Below are 25,484 nucleotides of genomic sequence, written 5' to 3'. Positions count from 1 at the left end.
CTCCTCGCCGTATCTCAGATATTTTCCAGCAGGTGTCCCAGCTTCTCGCGTTTTGTCTTCAGGTAGCCGGCATTGCTCCCCGTGGCGGGAATCTCGATGGGTACCCGTTCCACTATATTGATTCCGTATCCCTGGAGGCCAATCAGCTTCCGGGGGTTGTTGGTCATGAGGCGGATGTTCTTGATTCCGAGGTCCACGAGGATCTGGGCGCCGATGCCGTAGTCGCGCATGTCGGGCTTGAAGCCGAGCTCCAGGTTAGCCTCAACGGTATCCTTCCCCTGGTCCTGAAGGGCATAGGCCTTGAGCTTGTTGAACAAGCCGATTCCCCGTCCTTCCTGGCGCATATAGAGGATAGCCCCTTTCCCCTCGGCCTCAATCATCTCCATGGCCCGGTGAAGCTGGCCGCCGCAATCGCACCGGAGACTCCCGAAAACATCGCCGGTCATGCACTCGGAATGAACCCGGACGAGTATTGGCTCATCCCCACTGATCTCTCCCTTCACGAGTGCCAGGTGCTCCAGCTTGTCCACATCGTTTTCGAAGGCGATGGCCCGGAACTCACCAGCTTCGGTGGGGAGTTCCACATCGGCAGCCCGGCGGACCAAGGACTCGTGCTTGAGCCGGTAGGCGACTAGGTCAGCAATAGTGCAGATCTTGATCCCGTGCTCCTTGGCGAATTTCTTCAGTTGCGGCATCCGGGCCATGGTGCCGTCATCGTTCATGATCTCACAGATGACGCCAGCCGGCTTGAGGCCTGCAAGACGGGCCAGATCCACTGACCCTTCGGTCTGCCCCGCCCGGACGAGGACACCACCGTTACGGGCCCGCAGCGGGAATATGTGGCCGGGCCGGGCAAGGTCCTCCGGTTTCGTGGCATCGGCCACGGCTGTGAGAACTGTATGGGCACGGTCAGCGGCGGAGATGCCGGTGGTCACTCCCCGTTTTGCCTCAATGGAGACGGTAAAGGCGGTACCGAAGGACGAGGTATTGTCGGACACCATGAGCGGCAACCTGAGGTAATCGCACCGCTCCGAGGTCATGGTGAGACAGATCAGACCACGGCCATACTTTGCCATGTAGTTGATCGCTTCAGGGGTGATCATCTCGGCGGCCATGGTAAGATCACCCTCGTTCTCGCGGTCCTCATCATCCACGAGAATGATCATTTTCCCCTGCTTGATGTCCTCTATGGCTTCTTCTATTCTAGCAACCGTCATTGTCGACTCCGTTCATGAGAAGTAATAACAACGTTATATCTCACAGAAAGCCGCTCTTTGCAAGCAGTTCAAGACTGAGACCACCCTCCTTCTGACCCGTGCTTCCAAAGGCCAGGAGGCGCTCGACATATTTCCCCAGAATGTCCGTTTCAATATTAACCCGTCCACCCGGTTTCATGCCGTTCAGGGTGGTCATTGCAGCGGTATGGGGGATGATATTGACCGAAAAACCGCTATCAGTGACGGTATTAACCGTAAGACTGATTCCGTCGATGGTGACCGAACCCTTGGCCACCAGATAACGGGCAAATTGCCCTGGGATGCGGAAACCGAAGACAATGTTGCCGGCAACCTCGCGCCGTTCGGAGACATCGGCGATAAAGTCCACATGGCCGGTGACGATGTGGCCACCCAGGCGGTCGCCAAGACGCAGTGCCCTTTCCAGGTTCACGGGGGCTCCGGTGCCGAGGGTGCCGAGAGTGGTCCGCTCCAGGGTTTCCGGGGAGGCGTCAAAGGTGAGTTCGCCTCCTCCCTTTGCCACAACCGTGAGGCAGGCCCCATTCACCGCAACCGAGTCACCGAGGGCAATGGAATCCAGCGGAATTTTTGTGGCGGTGGTGAGCCGTGCCGCCCCCCCTGCCCGTTCAAGCCTTCTTACCGATCCTACGTCTTCTATGAGCCCGGTAAACATAAATCCTCCGGATAAGCCTCGATCATCACGTCATCGCCGAAACGCCGCACGCTTACATCCTTCAGCCGGCAGCATCCATCCATTCTTTCGGCCGACGGCCCGCCAAAGAGCCCCAGACCGGCGGCTCCCCCCAAAAACTTGGGGGCGTAGAAGAGGACACATTTGTCGATGAGCCCGGCACGGAGTGCTTCGCCGGCCAGTTCGCTCCCCCCTTCGAGGAGGATCGATTGCACCCCACGGGCACCGAGGCGGGCAAGGAGATCGCGCAGATCAATGCGCCCCATGACGGCATGGCAACGGAGCACTTCGGCACCTGCAGATTCCAGCTTCACGATCCGGTTTCGGTCTTCCGAGACGGTGGCAACGACGGTTGTTGCCGGGGACTCCTGGTGGAGCATCCGGGCACCAGAGGGGATTCTGAGGGAACTGTCCACCACAACCCGGACAGGATCCTTCCCCCGCGGGATTCGCGCCGTAAGCTGGGGGTCATCGGCCAAGACAGTGCCGACACCGACCATTATCGCATCGACCATTGATCGAAGTTTATGAACGTAGCGCCTTGATTTTTCGTTGGTTATCCAGCGCGAATCGCCCGAAGCGGTAGCGGTCTTGCCGTCCATGGTCATGGCCGACTTGAGGATCACAAAGGGAAGCCCGGTGGTCACGTGTTTCACGAATGGCTCGTTAAGCCGGCGGCACTCCGCCTCCCGTATCCCGGTAACCACCTCGATGCCGGCAACCCGAAGCCGCTCGATGCCGCGCCCGGAAACCTTCGGATTCGGGTCCACCATGCCGACGAACACGCGCCCCACCCCTGCCTCGACCAGCGCATCGGCACACGGGGGAGTCTTGCCGAAGTGGGAGCAGGGCTCCAGAGTCACGTAGACATCGGCGCCCCGGGCCAGCTCGCCGGCCTGCCGCAGGGCATGGACCTCGGCATGGGGGGTGCCGGCCTTCCGGTGCCACCCTTCGCCGACGATTGCACCGTCCCGCACGATGACGCACCCCACCGCCGGATTCGGAGACGTTTTGCCCTTGCCCCGCCTTGCCAGCGCCAGAGCACGCTTCATGATCTTTTCGGGAGACACATCCATGGGTTACTTCTTCAGGAGGTCCTGCAGTTCGGCCATGAACTCGTTCACGTCCTTGAAGGAGCGGTAGACGGAGGCAAAACGGACATAGGCCACCTCGTCGATGTCATGGAGTTCGGTCATGACCCACTCGCCGATGGTGGTACTGGGTACTTCCTTCTCGCTCCACTCCTGGAGCCGTCCTTCGAGCCGGTCCACGAGACGGTCGACGGTCTCCCGCGACACCTGGCGCTTCTCACACGCCTTCAGGATGCCGCCCACGATCTTCATCCGGTCGAAGGGCTCCCGGCGGCCGTCCTTCTTGAGAACCAGGGGAAGAGTCTCCTCAATCCGCTCATGGGTCGTAAAGCGCTTGGCGCAGGATTCGCACTCGCGGCGACGCCGGATAGCAGCCCCACCCTTGTCGGGGCGGGAGTCAACGACCTTGCTGTCAGGATGGGCGCAAAAGGGGCATTTCACGGGGTTTCCCCCCTTATATCACCAAATTTTTCCACCACGACCCCCGATTCGCCGATCATCTCCCGGGCCAGTTCGTCCGAGTAGCCCTCTTCGTAGACAACGCGGCGGATGCCGGCATTGATGAGCATCTTCGAGCAGATGATGCACGGCATGGTGGTGCAGTAAAGGGTGCCGCCATCGATGTTGATGCCGTGCTTTGCCGCCTGGATAATGGCGTTCTGCTCGGCATGGAGGCCCCGGCAGAGTTCGTGTCGCTCACCCGACGGAATGCCGAGTTTGGCCCGAAGACATCCCACCTCGAGACAATGGGCAACGCCTGATGGGGCACCATTATAGCCCGTGGCCAGGATATTCTTGTCCTTCACGATAACAGCACCCACCTGCCGGCGCAGACAGGTGGAACGCTTGGCAACCAGATGGGTGATTTCCATGAAATATTCGTCCCAGGTGGGTCGGGTCATGGGGGCTCCGTGGGGTGAAGTGGTGGGCAAGAATACCCGAGAAACGCCGCAAGGTCAAGGAATTAGCCAAATACGCATACGGCTAATCCTCTGAAGGAGTTCTCAGGCGCTTGGTCAGGGAGCGCCGTTTCTTCTCTTCGATCCGCTTCTCTTTCTGGCCGCGGGGAACCGTGGTGGCAACCCGTTTTTTTACACGCCGTTCACGGCGCTCCAGTATCTGGCGCAGTCGCTCCAGGGCAATCTCGCGGTTGCGGGCCTGGGAACGGCTTTCGCAGGCCTGGACCACGACACCGGTTGGAACATGCCTGATGCGGACGCCGCTTTCAGTCACATTGCGGTGCTGGCCCCCTGGTCCCGAACCGCGATAGAACTCGAATTTAAGATCTGCCTCATTGATCTCGATCATGGCGGTTCCCCCGGCCCAACTGAATCGGAATCAGACTCGTAAATGTCCAAGGTTGACAGACAACAGGACGAACATCAATAATAAATCCATTACCAAGCGGAGGCAACCGGATGAATGTTGAGCATATACTTACCCGACACTTCGGCGAAGAAACACGGGCTTGTGCCATCGTTCTTGAACACAGCAGAATGGTGGCAGACAAGGCACTGCGCATTGCTCGCACCCTTAATGATCCCGACCTCGACCTGCGGTTCATCGAAGAGGCCGCGCTGCTGCATGATATAGGCGTCTGCGGAACCGATTCTCCTGGCATTGGCTGCTCCGGCGATTCACCCTACATCCTCCATGGCATCATCGGTCGCGAAATACTGGAGGCCGAGGGATTGCCCCGGCATGCCATGGTCTGCGAACGCCACATCGGCGTCGGTCTGACCGTCGACGATATCGTGAGACAGGGGCTCCCCCTTCCCCTGAGGGAAATGGTGCCTGTCACCCGGGAGGAAAGAATTATCTGTTATGCCGACCTCTTTTTCTCGAAAAAGGGGAATTCCCTGAACCATGAGAAAAGCCCCCCCGAAATCCGCAAGGGGCTCATCAGGCATGGGGAACATCGCGTTGCGATTTTCGAGCAGTGGCTACTGGAATTCGGCGACTAACATATACTTGCATACTTACCCATACACCCCTCCATCCCCCCTTCCGGCAAAAGACTTTTCCTGTGTTATAGTGTACCAAGTCCGCGAAAGGAGGTCAGGTCATGCCCGCACCATCGGCCCTCAAGAGGATAACCGACACCACCTGGGAGCTTCCCGTTTCCTATAAACCCGGCATGTTGGTGCCGGCCCGGATATTCGCCACGGAGAAACTGATCACCGCCATGGACGCCGGGGTCTTTGACCAGGTGTCAAACGTGGCCTGCCTCCCCGGCATCCAGAAGTATGCCTTCTGCATGCCCGACGGCCACTGGGGGTACGGGTTCCCCATCGGCGGCCTGGCGGCCATGGATCCGGAAACCGGCGTCATCTCCCCCGGCGGTATCGGCTTCGACATCAACTGCGGCATGCGGCTTGTCCTCACCAATCTCACCGAAGAAGAGGTCAAGCCACGTCTCAGGGAGCTGGTGGACGCCCTCTTCTACCGAGTGCCGGCAGGGGTCGGGAGCCACGGTTTCGTCAGCCTTTCCCACGATGAGTTCTGTACCGTTGCCGAGCAGGGGTCCCGCTGGTGCCTGAAGAGGGGGTTCGCCTGGCCCGAGGACCTGGAGATGACTGAGGAAGGTGGCTGTTTCCCGGGGGCCGACGCTTCAAAGATCAGCCACAAGGCCATAGACCGTGGTTACAACCAGATCGGCACCCTCGGCTCGGGCAACCACTATCTGGAGATTCAGGTGGCTCGGCCGGAGAACATATACAACGAGGAGCTTGCCAGGGCCTTCGGCATCACCATCCCGAACCAGGTGGTGATCATGTTCCACTGTGGCAGCCGGGGCTTCGGGCATCAGGTGGCCACCGACTACCTGCAGCTCTTTCTGTCGGTCATGGAGCGGAAATACGGCATCACCGTCAACGACCGGGAATTGGCCTGTGCACCGTTCCGTTCCCGGGAGGGGCAGGACTACTTCGCCGCCATGAAGTGCGCCGTCAACATGGCCTTTGCCAACCGGCAGGTGATCCTCCACCGCATCCGCGAGGTCTTTTCCGACAACTTCGGCCGCGACCCCGCCGACCTGGGAATGGAGATGGTCTACGATGTGGCCCACAACACCGCGAAGCTGGAGACCCACATGGTTGACGGACGAAGGCGAGAACTCCTCATTCACCGCAAGGGGGCGACCCGCGCATTCGGCCCCGGCATGGAAGGGTTGCCCGAACGCTACCGGGAAACGGGCCAGCCGGTCATCATCGGCGGGAGCATGGAGACGGGTTCCTACCTTCTGGCGGGAGAGCCCGGGGGAAGCGAAACCTTCTTCACCACGGCCCACGGCAGCGGACGGACCATGAGCAGGCACCAGGCCAAGAAGATGGTGAGGGGACAGAAGCTGCAGCGGGACATGGAGGAGCGGGGAATTTACGTGCGGACCGCTTCGTGGGGCGGGCTTGCCGAGGAGTCGGGACGGGCGTACAAGGACATCGACGACGTTGCCGAGGCGACGGAACGGGCCCACCTGAGCCGGCGGGTCGTGCGACTTCTCCCCATCGGCAATGTCAAGGGGTAGGTGCCAGGCGAACGATCAGGTAAGAAAGTCGACAATCAGCCCCTTGAGTTCCATGATTTTGTTGGTGATCTTCAGGCGGTCCTTGTTTTCCGTCATGATGAGGTTCAAAAGGTTGTCCGCCTCCCGGTCGATTACCGTAATGATCTCGAAGCAGCGGGGATTGAGGGATGTTCCCCCTACCCGCTCAAGGCGATAGGCGTTGGATGTCACCGTTTTGGCAAGGGTAGCGATGAGATCGCGAAAGGTCCGGAAATTGGCTACGGTCGGTTCGCGCTCCAGGTCGGTACCGGCCCGGTCAATCTCTTCCTTCAGGTCCTGGAGTTGCTGTTCATAGGTGTCAAGCTCCGTCCGGTGCAGCGTCAGCGCCCGCACAAAGGGGGAATTGGCTTCCCCACCACCCGTTCGCACGAGCGCACCTTTTCCTGCCTTCTTCCCGACATCCCGTGACGAAATTTTGTCATTTATCCGCATGAATCATTCCGTTCCTTGCCGGCTTTGCGAAATACGCTGCCAAGGGGAGTCAGGCAAGGCGAGACAGTTGCCGTCCCAGGCAAACGAGGTAATGACCTCCCGCTCATCGACACCGAAAATCCGTTCGCACTTGAGATTGACCGGCCCATTATAGGTGTACACGCCGCCCCGGTCCTCAAGCCAGTGATAATACTTGTTCCCGGCCATGTCGGCGGAAACGGACGAGGGAGGGCCGGCCTGCCCCATCAGCTCGTCGAGCCTGGCACCCTGCCAATCACTCAACTGCCCACGAACAGGCGAACAGCCAACCACAGCTAGAACTGCAGGAAGTAGCAAGAGTAGAGATTTCACTGGGCACCTTCCGGTCGAAATATCATGAACTGTTGTGCACAAAACAGGCCAACTACATTGAATAAGATATTGATTCGGCCGTTACTATCCCACCAACCCTGATTGCCCAGCAATACAGAGAGTTTTTTCTCTCGCCACCTCAATCTATAGTGTATACTCATCTTCACTTCGACAACGCTCGTTGTCGGGCAATAGGTACGTCTTGAATATCTGATGGAATTCAATCACCGCGGGGGAAACGGATGGCGAAGAGAGTCTTCATCGGCGCGACGGGACAGAACTGCGGCAAGACCACCATGAGCGTATCGCTCATGCACCTGGCACGCCAGAAATACGACCGAGTGGGCTTCATCAAACCCATCGGCCCCAAGATCGAGGGATACAACGGCCTCACCGTCGACATGGACGCCATTCTCATGGCCAGAACCTTCGGGCTGGAGGAGGACCTTCCCCTCATGAACCCGGTTTCGCTCCACAAGAACTTCACCCGCGATTTCCTCAGCGGCAAGCTCGATTGCAATGTCCTCAAGACGAAGATTCTCGAAGCCTTTGAAATTCTCGACAAGAAATATGATTTCCTCATCATCGAAGGGGCCGGGCACGGCGGCGTCGGATCGGTCATCGGCCTCAGCAACGCCTGCGTTGCCCATACCCTCAACGCTCCGGTCATCATCGTGACCGACAGCGGCATCGGAAGCTCCATCGACGCGGTTCACCTGAACTTGGCGCTCTACGAGAAAGAGGACGCCGATGTCCGGATGTTACTCGTCAACAAGCTGAGGGCCGACAAGCGGGAGTCGATTCTCAGCTTCCTCGGCAAAGGTTTCCCGGGACGCCCCCTCAAGATCAGCGGCGGCTTCAACTACTCCCCCATCCTGGCAAACCCTACCCTCTCCCACATCGGCAAACTGCTCAATCTTCCGGTCCACGGCGACCCCGACGGGCAAAGCCGCATCATCCACCACATTCACTTGGGGGCAGCCTCTGCCCAGCGGGTGGTGGACGCCCTGCAGGAATCGACCCTCATCGTCATAACCAGCTCCCGCGACGAGCTCATCGTCACCCTCTCCTCCCTCTATCACATCCCAGCTTTCCGGGAAAAGATCGTGGGACTTGTCATCGCCGGCCACATACCCGCTTCGGAAATAAGCCAGCAAATTTTGGACGACAGCAATATCCCCTATATCAGGGTCCACGATTCCACGGCCAATGTCTTCACCACCCTCATGGAGGACGTGGCAAAGATCACCGCCGAGGACCAGGAGAAACTGAACTGGATCAGGGCCAACGCTGAGAACGAGATCGACTTCGAAGCGATCGACGCCCTTCTCTGAAAGCATTTGAAACAGCCCCATGCCCTACCGTTATCTCCCCGACATCGCCACTGCGGACACCGCCTTCGAGGCAACCGGTGCCACCCGGGAGGAGATGTTCACGGCGGCGGCCGATGCCCTGACCAACGTCATGGTGGAGGATCTCGCCACCATCCAACCCCGTCAGGAGCTTGAAATCATCCTCGAAAACGCGGATCTCGACCTCCTCCTCTTCGATTTCCTGCAGGAAATCATCTACTACAAAGACGCCCGGAGGCTCCTTCTCCGGCCATCCTCCCTCACCATCGCCGACAGTGACGCAATCCTGAAACTCCATACCGTGGTCCGGGGCGAAGAGATAGACCTCGACCGTCACCCCATGGTCGTGGACGTGAAGGCCGTCACTCTCCACCGGTTCGCCGTCGAATTGCGGGACGGAACCTGGCGGGCAACGGTCGTTCTCGACATCTGAAACCTATCTGCGTCGCTGTATCCGCTTGAGTACCTTGTGGAGCTCAGAGACCAGGATCATCCCGACCGCCAGTCCCACCGTAATGAGAAGGGCTTCTCCGGAGAGGGGCGCCGTGGAGAAAATCGGATTCAACAGCGGCGTGTAGACAACCATGAGTTGCAGAAGGAAGGTGACGATAATCGCCCCGCAGAGGGGAAGATTGGAGAGAAGCCCGATCCGGAAGAGCGACTGCCGGTCGGAGCGGACCGAGAGGGCAACCGCCATCCGATTCAGGACGAGGAAGGTGAATACCATGGTCTGCCAGGGAAGTCCCCGGCGCAGGGCAAAGGCCTGGAACGCGAGAGCGACGGCGCCGATGAGGAACCCGTAACCGAGCACAAAGTATCCCCGGCCGGCGGAGAATATCCCCTCCCGGGGGTCCACCGGCGGACGCCTCATGACGTCCCGCTCGGCCGGTTCGCCGGCAAGGGCCAACCCCGGCAGACTGTCACAGAGCAGGTTCAGCCAGAGAATCTGGATCGGCAATAGCGGGAGCGGGAGCCCGAAGAAGGGGGCCAGGGTTATGGCCACCAGGGTACCGGCGTTGCTCGTGATCGAATAGATGATGAATTTCAGGATATTGGCGTAGATCCGTCTCCCTTCCCGCACCGCCTTGACGATGGTGGCGAAGTTGTCGTCCAGAAGGATCATGGCCGACGCCTCCTTGGCCACGTCGGTGCCGGTGATCCCCATGGCAATGCCAATGTCGGCCCGCTTCAGGGCCGGGGCGTCATTCACCCCGTCGCCGGTCATGGCGACGAAATGCCCCCTGTCCTGAAGGGCCTTGATGATTTTCAGCTTCTGCTCCGGCGCCACCCGGGCATAGACTCTGATATCCTCCACCCGTTGTTCGAACTCCTCCAGGGAGAGTTCCGCCAACTCGCGACCGGTGATCACTTCGCTCTCGTCACCAACGAGCGAAAGGCGCCGGGCGATGATCCGAGCCGTGAGCGGGTGGTCGCCGGTAATCATGACCGGCGTGATCCCGGCACCTCGGCAGTCGGTCACCGCCTCCGCAGCCTCATCCCGCGGGGGGTCCATCATCCCCACCAGGCCGAGAAAAATCAAATCACTCTCCACACGGTCGCTCTTCAGACGGTCGGGAACCTGTTCCCAGTTCCGCATGGCCACGGCCAGGATCCGGAGCCCCTCCTCCGCCATCTCCTCGCTCAGTCTGAGAATTTTTTCGACATCAGGGGCGCTCTCCTCCCCATCGACCAGCATTGCCGAGGATCTGTCGAGAATCGCCTCCACTGCGCCCTTGGTGTAGGAGACAAAACCTTCACTCCGTCGGTGGAAAGTGGTCATGAGCTTGCGCTCTGAGTCAAAAGGAAGCTCCGCCACGCGGGGATGATATGCTTCGAGTTCGCTGCGGTCATAGCCGCAGATGAGGGCCGCAGCCGAAAGGGCGGTCTCGGTGGGGTCTCCAAGGAGGTTCCCCTCGTTGTCGAGCCGTGCATCGTTGCAAAGGGCCAGGGCCATCATGAAGTGACGGCCTGCCTCTTCTCCACCCATGGTGCCACAGGCATCTGCAAGGGGCATGGTGACGCCGTTCATCGCCACCTTCTCCACGGTCATCCGGTTGAGGGTGAGGGTGCCGGTCTTGTCGGAACAGATGTAGGTGACCGAGCCGAGGGTCTCCACCGCCGGAAGCCGCCGGATAAGAGCGTTCTGCCGGACCAATTTCCGGGCTCCCAGAGCAAGGGTGATGGTGACCACTGCGGGAAGCGCCTCGGGAATGGCCGCCACCGCCAGGGAAATGGCGGTGAGAAGCATAAGGAGTAGTGGCTCTCCCCGAAAATAGCCGAGGGCGAAGATAATGGCGCAGACAATGAGAATCGCCACCGCCAGGCGCTGGCCGAAAACCGTGAGCCGCTTCTGCAGCGGGGTTTTCGTCTCCTCCTCGTTCTGGAGCATGGTGGCAATCCGGCCCAGTTCCGAGTCCATTCCCGTGGCCACGGCAACACCCGCTCCCCGCCCGTAGGAGATGATGGTCCCCTTGTAGGCCATGTTGCGCCGGTCACCCAGAGAGAGTTCAGGGTCGGCAAGGGGAACCGTCATCTTCTCTACCGGCAGGGATTCCCCCGTGAGGGCCGCCTCCACTGCCTTCAGATGGGCCGTCTCCACCAGCCGCAGATCGGCCGGAACGACGTTGCCCGCTTCCAGAAGCACCAGATCACCCGGCACGATATCCCTGGCAGGGATAGCAACCGGGCTCCCCTCCCGCACCACGGTGGCGCTGTTCCCCGCCATCTCCCGCAGGGCCGCCATGGCCCGTTCGGCCCGAAACTCCTGGACAAAGCCGATAAGGGCATTAAGGATGACAATGGCAATGATCGGCAGGGCGTCACTCAGGTGGCCGATAGTGGCCGCAAGCACCGCAGCGCCAAGGAGGATGAGAATCATGAAATCGGTGAACTGGGAGAGGACCATGGCGAAAGGAGTCCGGCGGACCTGTTCCTCCAGCTCGTTGGGGCCGATCTCAGCAAGACGTTCTCGAGCAACCTCAACCGAAAGCCCCTCTGGGGAAGTGCCGAGTTTTGCCATGGCCTCGTCACTGGTTTTCAGGTGCCATGCCATTACCTACAAATCCTCCACGGCGCGGCGCGCCCGGTCCACGATCTCTGTCGGCGATTCTCCCCGGAAGTGAATCGGTTTGCCGAACGTTATCGAAACCTCGCCTTTTTGAGGCCACGAGGCGCCGCGAGGGAGAACCTTTTCAAGTCCCCTGATCCTGACCGGAACCACCGGCACCCCCAGTTCGCGGATCATGACGCCGAGTCCCTGCTGAAACGGCAGAAGCCTGCCGTCCCGGGAGCGTTCTCCCTCAGGAAAGAGAAGGATGTTCATGCCTTGGTCCGCCAAAGTCCCCATGAAGTGGAGCGCCCCCCGGAAGCCCCGTGACTGGGGAAGGGGAAAGACCGTGAAGGCCACGCTTGCATACTCGTACGTGAATCGCTTCCAGAGCCGCTGGGGAAGGTTCTTGAAGTTGCGGAAGAAGAACTCCTCCCAGGCTGCAGTGGCGGTGTTGTAGCGCCAGGCGTCGGGAAGGACGCACATGATGGCCGGCTGGTCCAGGTAGCTCAGGTGGTTGGAGACGAACATGACCGGCCCGTCGGCGGCCTCAAGATTTTCGATGCCGAGGGATTTTAGGGTTACGAAGGCCCGCAGGAGCGGGCCATGGAGTACGGTGTCGAGGAGACGCCGCACCGCAAGGGCAACTCCCCCCATGGCCCAGATCCGGAAATGCTCGCGGATATGCACCTTCTCCCGACGACTGACGATCTCCCTGAGGTCGGCCACGCGGGTCTGGGGGCCTATGACCGAATCCTCCAGGTCGAGCCGGAATTCCATCTCCAGAGCATTCACGAGTTCGAGGCGTGCGATGGAGGTGAGCCCCAGGTCGTTAACAAGAAGGGCCCCCTCTGTGACCTGCTCCAGGGGAGAGCCGGTAATGGTCGCCACAAGGGCCGTGAGGCGATCGGCGCCCCGCCCGTCTCCCAGAGCACCCCCACCTTGCTCAATCCGTTCCTTGACCTGAAATTTGCGGATTTTCAGGGTAGTGGTCTTGGGGAACTCCGCTTCGGGCCAGACGGAAAAGGAGGTAATCCGGTGGAGTTCGTCAAACTTGGCGTTCACCTCATTGACGATCTCTTCCGTCGGCCGCCCGGAGCCGTCCAGGATCAGGACGCCGTGAACCTCTTCCCCCTTTCCCCGGTCAAGACCAATGACGCACCCTTCCCGCACTCCCTGGGTCCGGTTGAGGATCGCCTCGATCTCATCGGGGTAGACATTGACCCCGGCCCCGGTGACGATGAGCTCCTTGCTCCTCCCCTTGATGCGGAGCCAGCCGTCCGGGTCCAGTTCCCCCAGATCCCCGGTCCGGAACCAGCCATCGACGAAGGCCCCCCGGGTGGCTTCCTCATTGCGGAAGTAGCCGGGAAAGATGTTGTCGCCCCGGGCGAGGATTTCCCCCTCTTCGAGCCGCAACTCCACGCCGTCAAGGGGGGTGCCCACTGAGCCCATCACCTGGCGTTCCATGGTGTTGGCGGTCAGGACCGGCGAACACTCGGTGAGGCCATACCCCTCGACGACCCTGAAGCCGAGGCCGTTCCAGAAGCGGAACACCTCCGGGTCAAGGGGAGCGCCTCCCGAGACGAACAGGGCAAAATTGCGGCCGAACTTCCGCTGGATGGGACGAAAAAGAACCGAACGTCCCCCGCGGGACATCCGCTCTCCCACTTTCAGGAGCCACCTGAAGATGGAACCAAGGCCCTTGGCCTCTAGCTCCCGCTCCACGGAGCCCTTGAGGAGTTGGAGCAGTCGCGGCACGGCGATGATGGCGTAGATGTCCTCCTCCCCCAGGGCCTCCATGATCGCCGACGGTTTGAGGGTGCGAATGTAGACGATGGCGGCTCCCCGGTAGAGGGGAGTGAAGAAACCTCCCATCTGCTCGAACATGTGAGAAAGGGGAAGAAGTGACAGGAACGAGAAATCGGGGGTAACGACGGGAATGTGCCGGTTCACCTGCAGGATATTGGCAACCAGGTTCCGGTGGGTAAGAATCACCCCCTTGGGGTTGCCGGTGGTGCCGGAGGTATAAATCAGTTCCGCCATGTCATCGGGTGCAGGCCGATGGGTGGTCGCAAGGGGTTCCACCGCTTCCAGAAGAAAACCGAGCTCTTCCAGCAATACCGACGGCCTCCCCGTGAGCCGGTCAAGCTTGTCTCTGCTCTGGATGACGAGCTTCGCATCCGTGAGGCCGGCAATGATCTCGGCCCGCTCGGCCCCCGACATGAAATCGACCGGTACGGCAACCGCGCCCCGCGTTACGATGCCCCAGAAAGCCACCGCCCACCAGGGAGAGTTGGGTCCCCAGAGAACCACCCGATCCCCCTCCCCTACTCCCTGGTCAGCCAGCCAGCGGTTCATCCGGAGCGAAAGCGCATGCAGATCAAGGTAAGTAAAAACATAGCGTCTTACCCCTGTACGGTGAACAAAAGCCGTCGTGTCCCCCCGTTGGGAAAAGGTCGCAAAGACATCAGAAAGGGTTTCCATGGTGTACTCCATATCCTGAAAGCAAACAGTCGGAACAAGTATAAGTGTGCCATGGAGCCGATGCAACCCGGGGGACAACAAGGAAGTGATCAAAGGGGGCAAGGGCGCACAAAAACCGGCCGCGGCCGGTCTTGATTTGTTGCCCCGTAGAGAGAAGATTCTTTATAGATTATGTAACCAAATAGTATATGATGGGTCAGCAAACTGAAATACCGTGCCAAACCGGAGGACGCCGATGGGTCGATATATCAGGGAAACCAGAACGCCGAAGGAAAAACTCCAGGACACCGTCAACACCGCCATAGCCTTCGTACTGATGATCGTCGCGGCAGCCCTCATCGTCCTCCTCGTGTTCCTGTTCTACGAAAACATGAAATAGCCATTGGCCATCATTTCAACCCGTTAGCGATATGGCCCCGAACAGACACTCCGCAATGCACCGGCCGCAGAGATCGCACCTCCGACGCTCTCCCATGACAGCGACCTTCCTCCCCTCACCTGATTCCAGACTGATGAGCCGGTCCCTGCAGACCGAAACACAACGACCGCACCCCTTGCAGCGGTTCCCGTCAATGCATGGCGAAACATTTGCTTCGTCACGCCGCTCGAATCTCGCCACAAGATTGCCGTCAACAGTGACCGTTTCCGCGAACATCACCAGAGGACGAACCCAGAGGGAACCGTCGCCATACAGGCACCGGTAAACCACCACCTCCTCCTCGGTCTCACTGTGGCGGGCCACGCCGATTACCCTATATAAATTACCCTTGTAGTGCCGGTACAATCCCGGACCAATCTTATCATTCACACATTTCCCCTTGCGCCCCCTGCGCCACGCCCAGAAACATATACTTACCCAACCACCAACTACAACCAACTAGCACTCATCTCCCTCCTGCGCCACGACCGCCTCCACTGCCTGAGCAACGGCATCCATGCAGGTTCCCGGACCGCGATGGCACGATATGTCCCGAAGGTGCGACACCACCTCTTCCGGAGCCATGCCGGCACTGAGCCCGCAAGATATCATCCGCGTCATGCCATCCATGACAGCACTGCCACAGCCGCCCGCCTTGCCGAAACGGCAGAATATCTCCACCGGCAGGCAACTCGAAGGATCACAGTTCACCGTGACATAAAGTTTGCCGCAGTTGGTATCAAGGGCAAGGGTTTGGCCCGGCAGGGCCTGGGGTCGTTGCGCATTCATAGAGGGCACCTTTCCTTACTCGGTGCATGCCAATCTACCATAATGATACGACATAATATGTCGCTTTTTCTTTTCAAACGGACGTCCCGACAGGGTCTCAAGTCACTACCGTCCGGCCCCTGCCGATGACCGCGATGGGTTTGCCGCGCAGTTCGGGGTTCGCCTCCTGCTCCACCGATGCGAAGAACGCATTCTGGTCCACGTGGAGAATGGTTCGTTCATGTACAGATTCCATGGTATCAGTCCAGAGGACGGTAGATTCCAACCACCTTGCCGACGATGGCCACCTCCCCCTCCCCGTTGCGGACAATAATCGACTCCATATCAGTGTTTTCGGGCTGGAGACGATATGATCCTCACCTCGATAGAAGCGGTTGAGGGTTGCCTCTCCATCGACCACTGCCACCACCTACCATTCCAAGATACCCCTGTCAAGCGACAGTTATCCACCTCACTCAACCTTATCGCCTGGCCCATCCTGCAGATGAATTGCACTCAACACTCCGCACAAGCAAAAATAACTATTGACACACAATTCCAACACGTTAACAACAATGCCTATTCATTGTGCAAGCCGAAAAAGTGCTGAATGATACTTAGGAAATCTGAGACATATCCACAGCAACAGGAGACTTATCCACACCTGCCGTGGAAAGCTCATTTAGGGGAGATTACAACGAAAAAAGCCCCTCATGTCTGACACGAGAGGCTTTCCTGTTACTCTTGAAAAAAGCGGATTACTTCTTTTTCTTGGCGCCGGCCACGGCGTCCTTGAGGGCCTTGCCGGGGCGGAACTTGGGAACCTTGGCGGCAGCAATCTTGATCTCTTTACCGGTTTGGGGGTTGCGGCCGGTACGGGCCTTGCGGGTAGCGACCTCAAAGCTGCCGAAGCCAACCAATGTCACCTTGTCACCTTTTTTGAGAGCTGCAGTAACTGCTTCGATCACCCCGTTCACCGCCTTGTCAGCGGCAGCCTTGGTGAGTTCTGCGGATTTTGCTACGGCGTCCACGAGTTCTGCTTTGGTCATATAACCCTCCTGTTTATGGGATTCTATGGCTACTATAGCGGCAACTATCCATTTTGCAAGGGTTTTTATAGAGGACAAAGCTCAAGATCTTTTATCAGCTCAGGATTCAACCGGAATAGCAGACTTAACCACTTGAAATAACAACATGTTTGCATTTACAAAGAAAAATGTATGCACATTTTACCTAAACCGAAGAACGCACTGTTGACCATGCTGCTCCCTTCATCATCGGGAACTTCCGGCTTTTGGCTATCATGGTAAGGCCTGCACAGGCGCACCATATTCTATCTATTTTACGGTTGGTTACAGATGAGGGAAAAACCTGATAATTTTTTTCTAAATAAAATCCGCAACCTGCCGATATGAAACAGTGAACAGACAAGCAAACGCGTAGTCGCGGACGTATAGGAAGGAGGAGTACATGAAAAAGGTGCTGATTGTAGATGACAGTATCTCAGTGGCCCGACAACTGGAGAAGATCCTCGCAGACAGCGGCGAGTTCCAAGTGGTTGGCCACGGCAAAAACGGCATGGAAGCCATCCGGATGCACCAGACCGAACACCCTGACATCATCTGCATGGATATGAACATGCCGGGTATGGACGGACTGACTGCCCTCCGCACCCTCGTGGCCCTCGACAAAAACGTGAAGGTGGTCATGATTACCTCACTTGGAGGTGTCGGCGACAAGTTCACCGAAGCTCTGCGCCTCGGAGCCCGCACGGTTATCTCAAAGCCATTCGAAGCGGATGATATCCTGAAAATCCTCCGCGAGATTTAGACACAGGCCGCCCACGGCCAACGTATGACGCTACTCTTGTTTTCAGGGAGGACATTGATATGGCAGTCAAGTTTTTCGGACAGTTTCTCGTTGAAAAAGGGGTGGTCTCGAGGGAAACCCTCTTGCAGGCCATAGAGCTTCAGGAATCGGTGAATCTCAGCTTCGGAGCCACCTCCCTTGCCATGGGCATTCTCACGGAGGCAGATATCGAGAGGATCCACAATGCGCAACGGATCGAAGACCTTCGGTTCGGGGATATGGCGGTAAAGCTGGGGCTTCTGACCAGTGAGCAGATGATGCAGGTTCTGACGCGACAGAAAAATACCCATCTCTACATCGGAGAAGCTCTCGTCAAGGTGGGTAGTTTTCAAGCCGATGAATTGCCGAAATACCTGGAAGAATTCAAGGCCGATCAGGCCCAGTACGCCACTGATACCGTGGTTATACCGACCGGTGTCTCCGAACCGAAAATTTGGGAAATGGTGGCCGACCTCTCCTACAAGATGCTTACCCGCGTGGCGCTCCTCGTCTTCCGCCCCGAACCCTGCTTCGTGGCTGACCGGGTACCTGCAATGGATGTTTACGCCACCATGGATTTCACCGGTGATATTTCAGGGCGCTATTTCATGGGCGTTACTGCCGCCACTCAGAAAAAAATTGCCAAGGCGATTCTCAAGGAACCGAATGTCGACAACGAACCAAAGGAAATTCTCGACGACACGGTAATGGAATTCGTGAACGTGGCTTTGGGGAACATCGCCGCCAAGGCGGCCCAGAGTGGCAAGTCCATGGAAATAGCCCCACCCGAGATCATAGAAGCCCCCGATGGCATTCAGGTGCCTGACGGCCACAAGGCCCTCTGTTTCCCGGTCTGCCTGTCCGATGGGGACAGGATTGAGCTGGCGGTCTTCATACAACAGTAAGACTCACGACAGTCCAAACACAAAGAGGGGGAATGCAGCGTGGCATTCCCCCTCTTTGTGTAAGATGGTGTGGTAACGTTACTTCAGGCGGCTGGCATAGAGCGGAAAACGGCCCATAAGGGCGTTCACTTTCCCCTTTACCTCTGCAAGCTTTGCCTCGTTCCCCACATTTGCCAAGGCCTCGGCGATGAAAGCGGCAACTTCCACCATCTCCGCCTCTTTGAGTCCATGACTTGTGGCAGCAGGAGTACCGATCCGGAAGCCGGAGGTAACAAAGGGAGAGCGTGTCTCAAAGGGGACGGTGTTCTTGTTGACCGTGATACCCGCTTTGTCGAGGGCCTCCTCGGCCACCTTGCCGGTCAACTCGGTGCCCGTCAGGTTAACAAGCATCAGGTGGTTGTCGGTACCTCCGGAGACAAGCCGGAAGCCGCGCTTCATGAGTTCGTCAGCAAGGGTCCGTGCATTCTTGACAATCTGCTCCTGATACAACTTGAATTCAGGCGCAAGAGCCTCTTTGAAGGCAACTGCCTTGGCCGCGATGACATGCATGAGAGGGCCGCCCTGAATACCGGGGAAAATATTGGAATTGAGGGTCTTGGCAAATTCCTCGCGGCAGAGAATCATCCCGCCGCGGGGTCCACGCAGGGTTTTGTGGGTTGTCGTGGTGACAAACTCGGCATAGGGAACCGGGCTTGGGTGAAGGCCGGCAGCAACGAGCCCCGCAATATGGGCCATGTCCACCATGACCAGCGCCCCCACTTTGTCGGCTATGGCCCTGAAGGCGGCAAAATCCAGAACACGTGGATAGGCGCTGGCCCCCACAACGATCAGCTTCGGCTTATGCTCAAGGGCCAGACGCTCGACTTCGTTGAAGTCAATCGTCTCGGTTTCCTGGGAAACACCATAGGGAACCACGTTGAAGAACCGGCCCGAGAAGTTCACCGGGCTACCGTGGGTAAGGTGGCCGCCGTGGGAGAGATTCATGCCGAGAATGGTGTCGCCCGGCTTCAGCACCGAGAAATAAACCGCCATATTGGCTTGGGAGCCGGAGTGGGGCTGGACGTTCGCATGATCGGCACCAAAAAGTTCTTTCGCCCGCTCAATTGCAAGGTTCTCCACCACATCCACATGGTGGCAACCGCCATAGTATCGCTTGCCAGGGTACCCTTCAGCATATTTGTTGGTCAGAACCGACCCCTGGGCCTCCATCACTGCTTCGGAGACAAAGTTTTCGGACGCAATGAGCTCCAGATTGTACTCCTGGCGCTCGGTTTCATGACGGATGGCCTCGGCTACTGCCGGGTCAAAGGTTTCGAGGATCGACATAGTTGACTCCTTTCACGATTACAAAAAGGAAAACGGGACCATTGACAGTCCCGTAGTGCGTATCTTCCACAAGTCGGCCGGTTCGGCCGGACTACTTCATCAGTTCCTTTTCAAGGGCGGCTATCTTATCGAGCCTCCCCTGATGACGCCCCCCTTCAAAAGTGGCATCGAGCCAGACACAAACCATTTCGCGGGCCGTCGCCTCGTCGAGGACCCGCCCTCCAAGAACCAGTATATTGGCGTTATTGTGTTCCTTCGCCATACGAGCCATGAAAGGGTCGGTTGCCAAGGCAGCCCTTACATTGGGGAACTTGTTGGCAACGATTGACATCCCGATGCCGGTTCCGCAGAAAAGAATACCTTTCTCCGCTTCGCCTGCTGAAATCTTGCGGGCAACCTTAATGCCGAAGTCGGGATAATCGACCGAATTGCCGTTATCAGTACCACAATCCTCAACAGTAATGCCCCGCTCAGTCAGGAGAAGCTTAATTGCCTCCTTCAGTTCAAGGCCTCCATGATCGCTTCCGACGAGTATCACTGCATCACCTCGCTATATCTTCTTGAAGAGAAGCGAGGCATTGGTGCCGCCGAAACCGAAGTTGTTGCTCATGGCATAGGTGATCTTTGCATCCCGGGCAGTGTTGGGGACATAATCGAGATCGCACTCAGAATCCTGCTCCTGGTAGTTGATGGTCGGAGGAACAACACCCTTGTCCATCGCCATGAGGCTGAATACCGCCTCGACACCGCCTGCTGCCCCGAGAAGGTGACCGGTCATCGATTTGGTGGAAGAGACCATGATTTTCTTTGCGTGGTCTCCGAAGACTTTTTTGATGGCAAGCGTCTCATAGTAATCATTAAAATGAGTTGAAGTACCATGAGCATTGATGTAGTCAACCTGATCAGCATTGATGCCGGCGTTGTTGAGCGCCATCTTGATGCAGCGGGCGGCCCCTTCTCCTTCCGGGGCAGGCGCTGTCAGGTGATAGGCATCGCCCGAGAGGCCATAACCGACTACCTCGGCATAAATCTTCGCTCCGCGCTTCTTGGCAGACTCATACTCCTCAAGAATCACGATTCCGGCGCCTTCAGCGAGGACGAATCCGTCACGGCTCTTCTCGAAGGGGCGCGATGCCCCTTTCGGGTCGTCATTACGGGTAGAGAGGGCCTTCATCACGGCAAAACCACCTATGCCGAGAGGTGTCACCGTCGACTCGGTACCGCCGGCAATCATGGCATCCGCATCTCCCCGCTTGATCATGTGATAGGCATCACCGATTGAGTGGGTACCGGTCGCGCAGGCTGAAACTGACGAAAGGTTTGGTCCTTTTGCCCCGTACTTGATGGAAATATGCCCCGGAGCCAGGTTGATAATGAGCATCGGAATAAAGAAAGGAGAGATCTTCTTGTAGCCCCCTTCCAGCATTGCCGCATGATATTTCTCAATGGTCGGCAGTCCGCCGAGACCAGCTCCGACAATCACCCCGACGCGTTCAGCGTTCTCATCGGTAATCTGAAGCCCCGAATCCTCCATGGCAAACTGGGCAGCCGCAAGGGCATACTGAATAAAGAGGTCCATTTTCTTGACCTCTTTTTTTTCAATGAAATCCTCAGGAGTGAAATCCTTAACTTCGCCGGCAATCTTTACAGGAAGCTCCGAGGCGTCGAAACGGGTAATCAGATCGATTCCTGACCGTCCCGCGACGAGTGCATCCCAGTTCTTGCCATTGCCGGTCCCCAGGGGAGAAATGGCTCCAACTCCCGTCACAACAACTCTTCTCATAATGGCGTGCTCCCGATGTTCTGGAATCGTGCAGAGATAGCGGCAGTGCCGCTCTGTGTGAAAAGGGGGAAGGTTCCCCTTCCCCCTCGTGTTTAGGTATGCTCGGTGATGTAGTCGATGGCGTCCTGTACGCTTTGGATCTTCTCTGCGTCTTCGTCGGAGATCTCGATGTCGAACTCCTCCTCGAGGGCCATCACCAGTTCCACGGTATCAAGAGAATCGGCACCCAGATCGTCCATGAACGATGCCTCATTCGTTACCTGTGCTTCATCGACGCCAAGCTGTTCGGCAACGATCTCTTTAACCCTTTTGTCTATCGCTGACATTCTTTTTCACCTCCGTTTGGTATTAACCCTGTTCAGGTTTTCAGTTAGTTTTTCTAGCTACATATCATGAATCAATCAGATTGCAAAAGATAATTTTTTCACATGTACATGCCGCCATTTACTGAAAGGACATGCCCTGTTATGTAGTCCCCCATTGACGAGACAAGGAAAAAAACAGCATTTGCAACATCATCCGACGTGCCGAGACGCTCAAGAGGAATTTGTTGTAAGAGCCCTTCGCGCACCTTGTCGGAAAGAACCGACGTCATATTCGTCTCAATGAATCCGGGCGTTACGGCATTGACCGTAATTCCCCGCTTGGCAAGCTCGCGGGCTGCCGATTTTGTAAGCCCGATCATGCCTGCCTTGCTTGCGCAATAGTTGATCTGTCCTGCATTACCCATCTCGCCAACAACGGAACTGATATTGACAATGCGGCCGCTACGAGCCTTGACCATGAGCTTTGCCGCCTCGCGGATGCAGTTGAAAGCTCCCTTGAGGTTCACATCGATAACCGCATCCCAATCGGCATCTTTCATTCTGAGGAGAAGGCCGTCCTTCGTGATACCCGCGTTGTTCACAAGGATATCAACCTTCCCAAAAGCTCCGACCGCCGATACGAACATGGCTTCCACTGCAGACGAGTCGGCAACATCTACGGCCAGAGACAGGGCTTTGTGCCCGAGCGCTTCAATCTCTGCCGCAGTTTTCCGGGCGCTTTCCAGTGTCGTGGCCGTCACCACCACACTGGCCCCCTCCCTGGCGAGTTTTAGGGCGATGGCCCTGCCGATTCCCCTTGAGGCTCCCGTTACGATTGCAACCTTACCTTCAAGACTCATGGTTTCCCTACTCCCCGATGGCCTTAATTCCTGCCGCGTCTTCAACATTCTTCGTGGACACTCCTTTGTCAATCCTCTTGACCAGACCCGACAGAACCTTGCCCGGGCCAACCTCCACGAACTCCGTAACACCAAGAGCCACCATTTCGCGTACCGATGCATCCCAGAGAACCGGAGCACTCACCTGACGAACAAGAAGCTCTTTCACCCGTGCTTTGTCGTCATTGGGTTTAGCCTCCACGTTCGTCACCACGGGCGCACTGAATGCACCAACAGTAATTGGGGCAAGGACGCCGGCAAGCCTTTCACCGGCAGGCACCATGAGGCTCGAATGGAAGGGGGCACTTACAGGAAGGAGCATCGCTTTGCGGAACCCCTTGGCTTTGGCAATCTCTATGGCCCGATTGACGGCCCCCGTGTGGCCTGCAATGACAATCTGTCCAGGCGAATTGAAGTTGGCAGGGGAGACCTCTTCGCCTTGGGCAGCCTCAGCGCAGATAGCGGCAAGGACGTCGGGCTCGATACTCAACATGGCTGCCATGGCTCCAACGCCGACAGGCACAGCCTCCTGCATAAAGGTCCCGCGAGCACGAACCGTTCTAACCGCGTCTGCGAACTGAATGACGCCGGCAGCCACCAATGCGGAATACTCTCCAAGAGAGTGACCGGCAAAATACTGTGCACTCAAGCCGGTCTCCTCTTGAAGGACCCGCAGGGCAGCCACACTAACGGTGAGGATAGAGGGCTGCGTGTTGGCGGTGAGCTTCAATTGGTCTTCGGGACCATCGAAACAGAGGCGAGACAAGTTGTCCCCAAGGGCGTCATCAGCCTCCTCGAATGTCTTCCGGGCTAGTGCGAAGTTATCCGCAAGATCCTTTCCCATGCCGGGATATTGCGAACCCTGGCCGGGGAATATGAATGCTCGTCTACTCATAGCAGTTCCTTTTGGGAGAGAGATTACCAGCGCAGCAGAACAGAGGCCCACGTGAGGCCACCGCCGAAGGCATCAAAGAGGACAATATCCCCCTCGTTTATCCGCCCACCACGGTTGGCTTCATCAAGCGCAAGCGGGATTGAAGCAGAAGAGGTGTTTCCATATCGATCAAGATTAACGTAGACTTTGTCATCGCTTAAACCAAGACGCTTGCCGATGGCATCGATGATTCTACGATTAGCCTGGTGGGGTATAAAAATACTGATATCCGAGGGAGTGAGGCCATTCTTTTCCAGTGCTTGAAGGGCAGCGTCTTCCATAGCCCGCACGGCAAGCTTGAACACCTCATTCCCCTGCATTCGGAGAAAGTTCTTCCTCTCATCCAGGGTCTTCTGAACGGCGGGGTTTCGATTGCCGCAACCGGGCTGATAAAGGAGTTCCCAATAGGAACCGTCGCTATGCAGGTGCGTTGAAAGAACTCCCTGTTCACTTTCGCATGCTTCAACCACTACGGCCCCGGAACCGTCACCGAAAAGAAGGCAGGTATTTCTGTCGGTCCAGTCAATAACTCGGCTCAGAACCTCGGCGCCGATGATGAGAGCTTTACTTGCCCCCCCAGACCGAATGGCATTGTCCGCCAACGAGAGTCCATAGAGAAACCCCGAACAGGCAGCGGAGACATCAAACGCAGCGGCCCTTTTCGCTCCGATATTGCTCTGAACTATGCATGCGGTAGATGGAAAGGGAAAATCTGGGGTGACGGTCGCAACAATGAGGAGATCAATTTCTTCAGCAGTAACACCAGCCATCTCGAGAGCCCGCTCAGCCGCACGGGTTGCGAAAGTTGAAGTATATTCGCCTTCAGCAGCGATGCGCCGCTCCCTGATGCCAGTCCTGGTGGTAATCCAGTCGTCGGTGGTGTCGACCATCTTTTCCAGGTCGAAATTAGTCCGTATCATCTCAGGCACGGCCGAACCTGTGCCGATAATTCTCGCTCTGGCCATTACCATGCCCCCTCAGCCGGCAACCGACTCCCGGACGTTGCCCTGCTGCATATACATGGTGAACTCAGTCTCCAACTTCTCTGCGAGCCGCTGATTCACTCCCTTTCTGACATAGTCATTGGCAAACACAATAGCGTTTTTTATTGCCTTGACGTTTGAGCCACCATGACAAATCATGGCAACCCCATTTATCCCCAGAAGAGGTGCGCCACCATATTCAGCGTAATCTACCTTTTTCTTGAAATTTGAAAATGCCTTGCGGGAAAACAGATAGCCAAGCTTGGAAAGGAAACTCTGCTTGATTTCGTCTTTGAGCATCTTCCCCACGGCTTCAGCAAGCCCTTCCGATAGCTTCAGGACGACGTTGCCAACAAATCCGTCGCAAACCACCACATCAACAACTCCATTAAAAATGTCACGGCCTTCCACATAACCAATGTAATCGAAGGAAATGTTTTTCAGGATGGAATTGGTTTCGCGGGTGAGTTCATTCCCCTTGCTATCCTCTTCGCCATTAGAAAGGAGCCCGACGCGGGGCTGTTCAACACCCATGACGTGACGAGCGTACACTTCACCCATTATGGCGAACTGAACAAGGTGTATCGGCTTGCAGTCAACATTACCGCCGACATCCAGAACAAGGGTCTTGCCACGCAATGTAGGAAATATTTGGGCTATTGCAGGCCGGTCTATCCCCTTGAGCCGCTTAAGGACAAACATGCCGGCCGCCATTGTAGCACCGGAATTGCCGGCACTCACAACAGCATCGGCAGCACCGGTCTTGAGAAGCTCAAAAGCAACACGGACTGACGAATCCTTCTTGCGGCGAACGGCATCGGAGGCAGCATCGTGCATACCTACCACTTCGCTGGCATGGTGAAGTAGTATATCTAGGCCCTGGACGTTGTGCTTGCCCAATTCCTGACGTAACCGCTCCGTGTCACCGACAAGGGTGATGGGAATGCCAAATTCCCGTGCGGCAACAACAGCCCCCTCAACCTCAACCGAAGGAGCGTTGTCGCCCCCCATTGCATCAACCGCTACTCTCATGATACCCCTGGACAATGATGAGTCAGGCCAGACAAGGAG

At 57.3% G+C, this 25,484-nt stretch carries 27 protein-coding genes and 3 pseudogenes; 7 read left to right on the top strand and 23 right to left on the bottom strand.

Going from position 1 to position 25,484, the window contains the following annotated elements:
- Positions 1-14 precede the first annotated feature (14 nt).
- The 6 genes and pseudogenes from GMET_RS08170 to GMET_RS08145 form a co-directional block, all read right to left on the bottom strand.
- Positions 15-1,217, bottom strand: a complete 1,203-nt coding sequence (locus tag GMET_RS08170) for a bifunctional 3,4-dihydroxy-2-butanone-4-phosphate synthase/GTP cyclohydrolase II (protein ID WP_004511438.1) — start codon at positions 1,215-1,217, stop codon at positions 15-17.
- 40 nt (positions 1,218-1,257) lie between these two features.
- Entirely contained in the window at positions 1,258-1,908 is a 651-nt protein-coding gene (locus GMET_RS08165; RefSeq protein WP_004511439.1) for a riboflavin synthase, read from the bottom strand.
- Complete coding sequence (gene ribD / locus GMET_RS08160) at positions 1,890-3,002, bottom strand: bifunctional diaminohydroxyphosphoribosylaminopyrimidine deaminase/5-amino-6-(5-phosphoribosylamino)uracil reductase RibD (RefSeq protein ID WP_004511440.1); 1,113 nt, start codon at positions 3,000-3,002, stop codon at positions 1,890-1,892. The genes GMET_RS08165 and ribD overlap by 19 nt, the downstream gene beginning before the upstream one ends.
- A 3-nt stretch (positions 3,003-3,005) precedes the next feature.
- A complete protein-coding gene (gene nrdR / locus GMET_RS08155; RefSeq protein WP_004511441.1) occupies positions 3,006-3,458 on the bottom strand; it encodes a transcriptional regulator NrdR in 453 nt (150 codons plus the stop codon).
- Positions 3,455-3,919 carry a deoxycytidylate deaminase gene (locus GMET_RS08150; RefSeq protein ID WP_004511442.1) on the bottom strand — a complete coding sequence of 155 codons (465 nt, stop codon included), beginning with the start codon at positions 3,917-3,919 and terminating at the stop codon, positions 3,455-3,457. The genes nrdR and GMET_RS08150 overlap by 4 nt, the downstream gene beginning before the upstream one ends.
- 82 nt (positions 3,920-4,001) lie before the next feature.
- Positions 4,002-4,322, bottom strand: a pseudogene (locus tag GMET_RS08145) (peptide chain release factor-like protein); the annotation flags it as partial.
- A 113-nt stretch (positions 4,323-4,435) separates the two neighbouring features.
- On the opposite strand from GMET_RS08145, the gene GMET_RS08140 reads away from it, so the two are divergent.
- On the top strand, positions 4,436-4,981 hold the full coding sequence (locus tag GMET_RS08140) for an HD domain-containing protein (RefSeq protein WP_004511444.1): 546 nt from the start codon (positions 4,436-4,438) through the stop codon (positions 4,979-4,981).
- Between the two features lie 101 nt (positions 4,982-5,082).
- Positions 5,083-6,540 carry an RtcB family protein gene (locus tag GMET_RS08135; protein ID WP_004511445.1) on the top strand — a complete coding sequence of 486 codons (1,458 nt, stop codon included), beginning with the start codon at positions 5,083-5,085 and terminating at the stop codon, positions 6,538-6,540.
- 15 nt (positions 6,541-6,555) lie between these two features.
- Here GMET_RS08135 and GMET_RS08130 read toward each other — a convergent pair whose 3' ends face one another.
- Both GMET_RS08130 and GMET_RS08125 read right to left on the bottom strand, forming a co-directional pair.
- Complete coding sequence (locus tag GMET_RS08130; protein ID WP_004511446.1) at positions 6,556-7,011, bottom strand: YaaR family protein; 456 nt, start codon at positions 7,009-7,011, stop codon at positions 6,556-6,558.
- A 3-nt stretch (positions 7,012-7,014) separates the two neighbouring features.
- On the bottom strand, positions 7,015-7,257 hold the full coding sequence (locus GMET_RS08125) for a hypothetical protein (protein WP_004511447.1): 243 nt from the start codon (positions 7,255-7,257) through the stop codon (positions 7,015-7,017).
- Between the two features lie 347 nt (positions 7,258-7,604).
- Between GMET_RS08125 and GMET_RS08120 the strand changes: the two genes are divergently transcribed.
- Together GMET_RS08120 and GMET_RS08115 are read left to right on the top strand one after the other, a co-directional pair.
- A complete protein-coding gene (locus GMET_RS08120; RefSeq protein WP_004511448.1) occupies positions 7,605-8,696 on the top strand; it encodes a phosphotransacetylase family protein in 1,092 nt (363 codons plus the stop codon).
- 19 nt (positions 8,697-8,715) lie between these two features.
- A complete protein-coding gene (locus tag GMET_RS08115) occupies positions 8,716-9,147 on the top strand; it encodes an archease (RefSeq protein WP_004511449.1) in 432 nt (143 codons plus the stop codon).
- A gap of 3 nt (positions 9,148-9,150) precedes the next feature.
- On the opposite strand, the gene GMET_RS08110 is transcribed toward GMET_RS08115, so the two are convergent.
- Together GMET_RS08110 and GMET_RS08105 are read right to left on the bottom strand one after the other, a co-directional pair.
- The gene (locus GMET_RS08110; RefSeq protein WP_004511450.1) at positions 9,151-11,766 is read right to left on the bottom strand and encodes a cation-translocating P-type ATPase; all 2,616 of its coding nucleotides are present in this window, start codon (positions 11,764-11,766) and stop codon (positions 9,151-9,153) included.
- Positions 11,767-11,769: 3 nt separating this feature from the next.
- On the bottom strand, positions 11,770-14,244 hold the full coding sequence (locus tag GMET_RS08105; RefSeq protein ID WP_004511451.1) for an AMP-binding protein: 2,475 nt from the start codon (positions 14,242-14,244) through the stop codon (positions 11,770-11,772).
- Between the two features lie 235 nt (positions 14,245-14,479).
- On the opposite strand from GMET_RS08105, the gene GMET_RS18555 reads away from it, so the two are divergent.
- On the top strand, positions 14,480-14,623 hold the full coding sequence (locus tag GMET_RS18555; protein ID WP_004511452.1) for a hypothetical protein: 144 nt from the start codon (positions 14,480-14,482) through the stop codon (positions 14,621-14,623).
- Positions 14,624-14,638: 15 nt separating this feature from the next.
- Here GMET_RS18555 and GMET_RS19230 read toward each other — a convergent pair whose 3' ends face one another.
- From GMET_RS19230 to GMET_RS08085, 5 genes and pseudogenes are all read right to left on the bottom strand, one after another.
- Positions 14,639-15,052, bottom strand: coding sequence for a DUF1653 domain-containing protein (locus tag GMET_RS19230; RefSeq protein ID WP_004511453.1), 414 nt, complete (start codon positions 15,050-15,052; stop codon positions 14,639-14,641).
- A 69-nt stretch (positions 15,053-15,121) separates the two neighbouring features.
- Positions 15,122-15,451, bottom strand: coding sequence for a TSCPD domain-containing protein (locus GMET_RS08095; protein ID WP_004511454.1), 330 nt, complete (start codon positions 15,449-15,451; stop codon positions 15,122-15,124).
- 100 nt (positions 15,452-15,551) lie between these two features.
- Positions 15,552-15,686, bottom strand: a pseudogene (locus tag GMET_RS18325) (DNA polymerase IV); the annotation flags it as partial.
- 4 nt (positions 15,687-15,690) lie between these two features.
- Positions 15,691-15,860: pseudogene (locus GMET_RS18545) on the bottom strand (LexA family protein); the annotation flags it as partial.
- A 328-nt stretch (positions 15,861-16,188) separates the two neighbouring features.
- The gene (locus GMET_RS08085) at positions 16,189-16,479 is read right to left on the bottom strand and encodes an HU family DNA-binding protein (RefSeq protein ID WP_004511457.1); all 291 of its coding nucleotides are present in this window, start codon (positions 16,477-16,479) and stop codon (positions 16,189-16,191) included.
- Between the two features lie 421 nt (positions 16,480-16,900).
- On the opposite strand from GMET_RS08085, the gene GMET_RS08080 reads away from it, so the two are divergent.
- Entirely contained in the window at positions 16,901-17,260 is a 360-nt protein-coding gene (locus GMET_RS08080) for a response regulator (protein ID WP_004511458.1), read from the top strand.
- Between the two features lie 59 nt (positions 17,261-17,319).
- A complete protein-coding gene (locus tag GMET_RS08075) occupies positions 17,320-18,183 on the top strand; it encodes a chemotaxis protein CheX (RefSeq protein ID WP_004511459.1) in 864 nt (287 codons plus the stop codon).
- Between the two features lie 78 nt (positions 18,184-18,261).
- Here the strand turns inward: GMET_RS08075 and glyA are convergent, their stop codons facing one another.
- The 8 genes from glyA to plsX all read right to left on the bottom strand — a co-directional run bounded on the left by glyA (position 18,262) and on the right by plsX (position 25,445).
- Positions 18,262-19,509: a serine hydroxymethyltransferase gene (gene glyA / locus GMET_RS08070; protein WP_004511460.1), complete on the bottom strand. Its 1,248-nt coding sequence runs from the start codon at positions 19,507-19,509 to the stop codon at positions 18,262-18,264.
- A 91-nt stretch (positions 19,510-19,600) separates the two neighbouring features.
- Complete coding sequence (rpiB, locus tag GMET_RS08065; RefSeq protein ID WP_004511461.1) at positions 19,601-20,047, bottom strand: ribose 5-phosphate isomerase B; 447 nt, start codon at positions 20,045-20,047, stop codon at positions 19,601-19,603.
- A 12-nt stretch (positions 20,048-20,059) separates the two neighbouring features.
- Complete coding sequence (gene fabF / locus GMET_RS08060) at positions 20,060-21,292, bottom strand: beta-ketoacyl-ACP synthase II (RefSeq protein ID WP_004511462.1); 1,233 nt, start codon at positions 21,290-21,292, stop codon at positions 20,060-20,062.
- 92 nt (positions 21,293-21,384) lie between these two features.
- On the bottom strand, positions 21,385-21,618 hold the full coding sequence (acpP, locus tag GMET_RS08055; protein WP_004511463.1) for an acyl carrier protein: 234 nt from the start codon (positions 21,616-21,618) through the stop codon (positions 21,385-21,387).
- 98 nt (positions 21,619-21,716) lie between these two features.
- A complete protein-coding gene (fabG, locus tag GMET_RS08050) occupies positions 21,717-22,457 on the bottom strand; it encodes a 3-oxoacyl-[acyl-carrier-protein] reductase (protein WP_004511464.1) in 741 nt (246 codons plus the stop codon).
- 7 nt (positions 22,458-22,464) lie between these two features.
- Entirely contained in the window at positions 22,465-23,391 is a 927-nt protein-coding gene (fabD, locus tag GMET_RS08045; RefSeq protein WP_004511465.1) for an ACP S-malonyltransferase, read from the bottom strand.
- 23 nt (positions 23,392-23,414) lie between these two features.
- Positions 23,415-24,395 (bottom strand): beta-ketoacyl-ACP synthase III, encoded by a 981-nt coding sequence (locus GMET_RS08040; protein ID WP_004511466.1) that lies wholly within the window; start codon positions 24,393-24,395, stop codon positions 23,415-23,417.
- Positions 24,396-24,407: 12 nt separating this feature from the next.
- A complete protein-coding gene (gene plsX, locus GMET_RS08035) occupies positions 24,408-25,445 on the bottom strand; it encodes a phosphate acyltransferase PlsX (protein ID WP_004511467.1) in 1,038 nt (345 codons plus the stop codon).
- Positions 25,446-25,484 lie beyond the last annotated feature (39 nt).

The organism is Geobacter metallireducens GS-15 (genome assembly GCF_000012925.1).
Taxonomy (GTDB): Bacteria; Desulfobacterota; Desulfuromonadia; order Geobacterales; family Geobacteraceae; genus Geobacter; species Geobacter metallireducens.
Note: the sequence above shows the minus strand (reverse complement) of the source record. Positions and strands in the feature narration are given on the sequence as shown.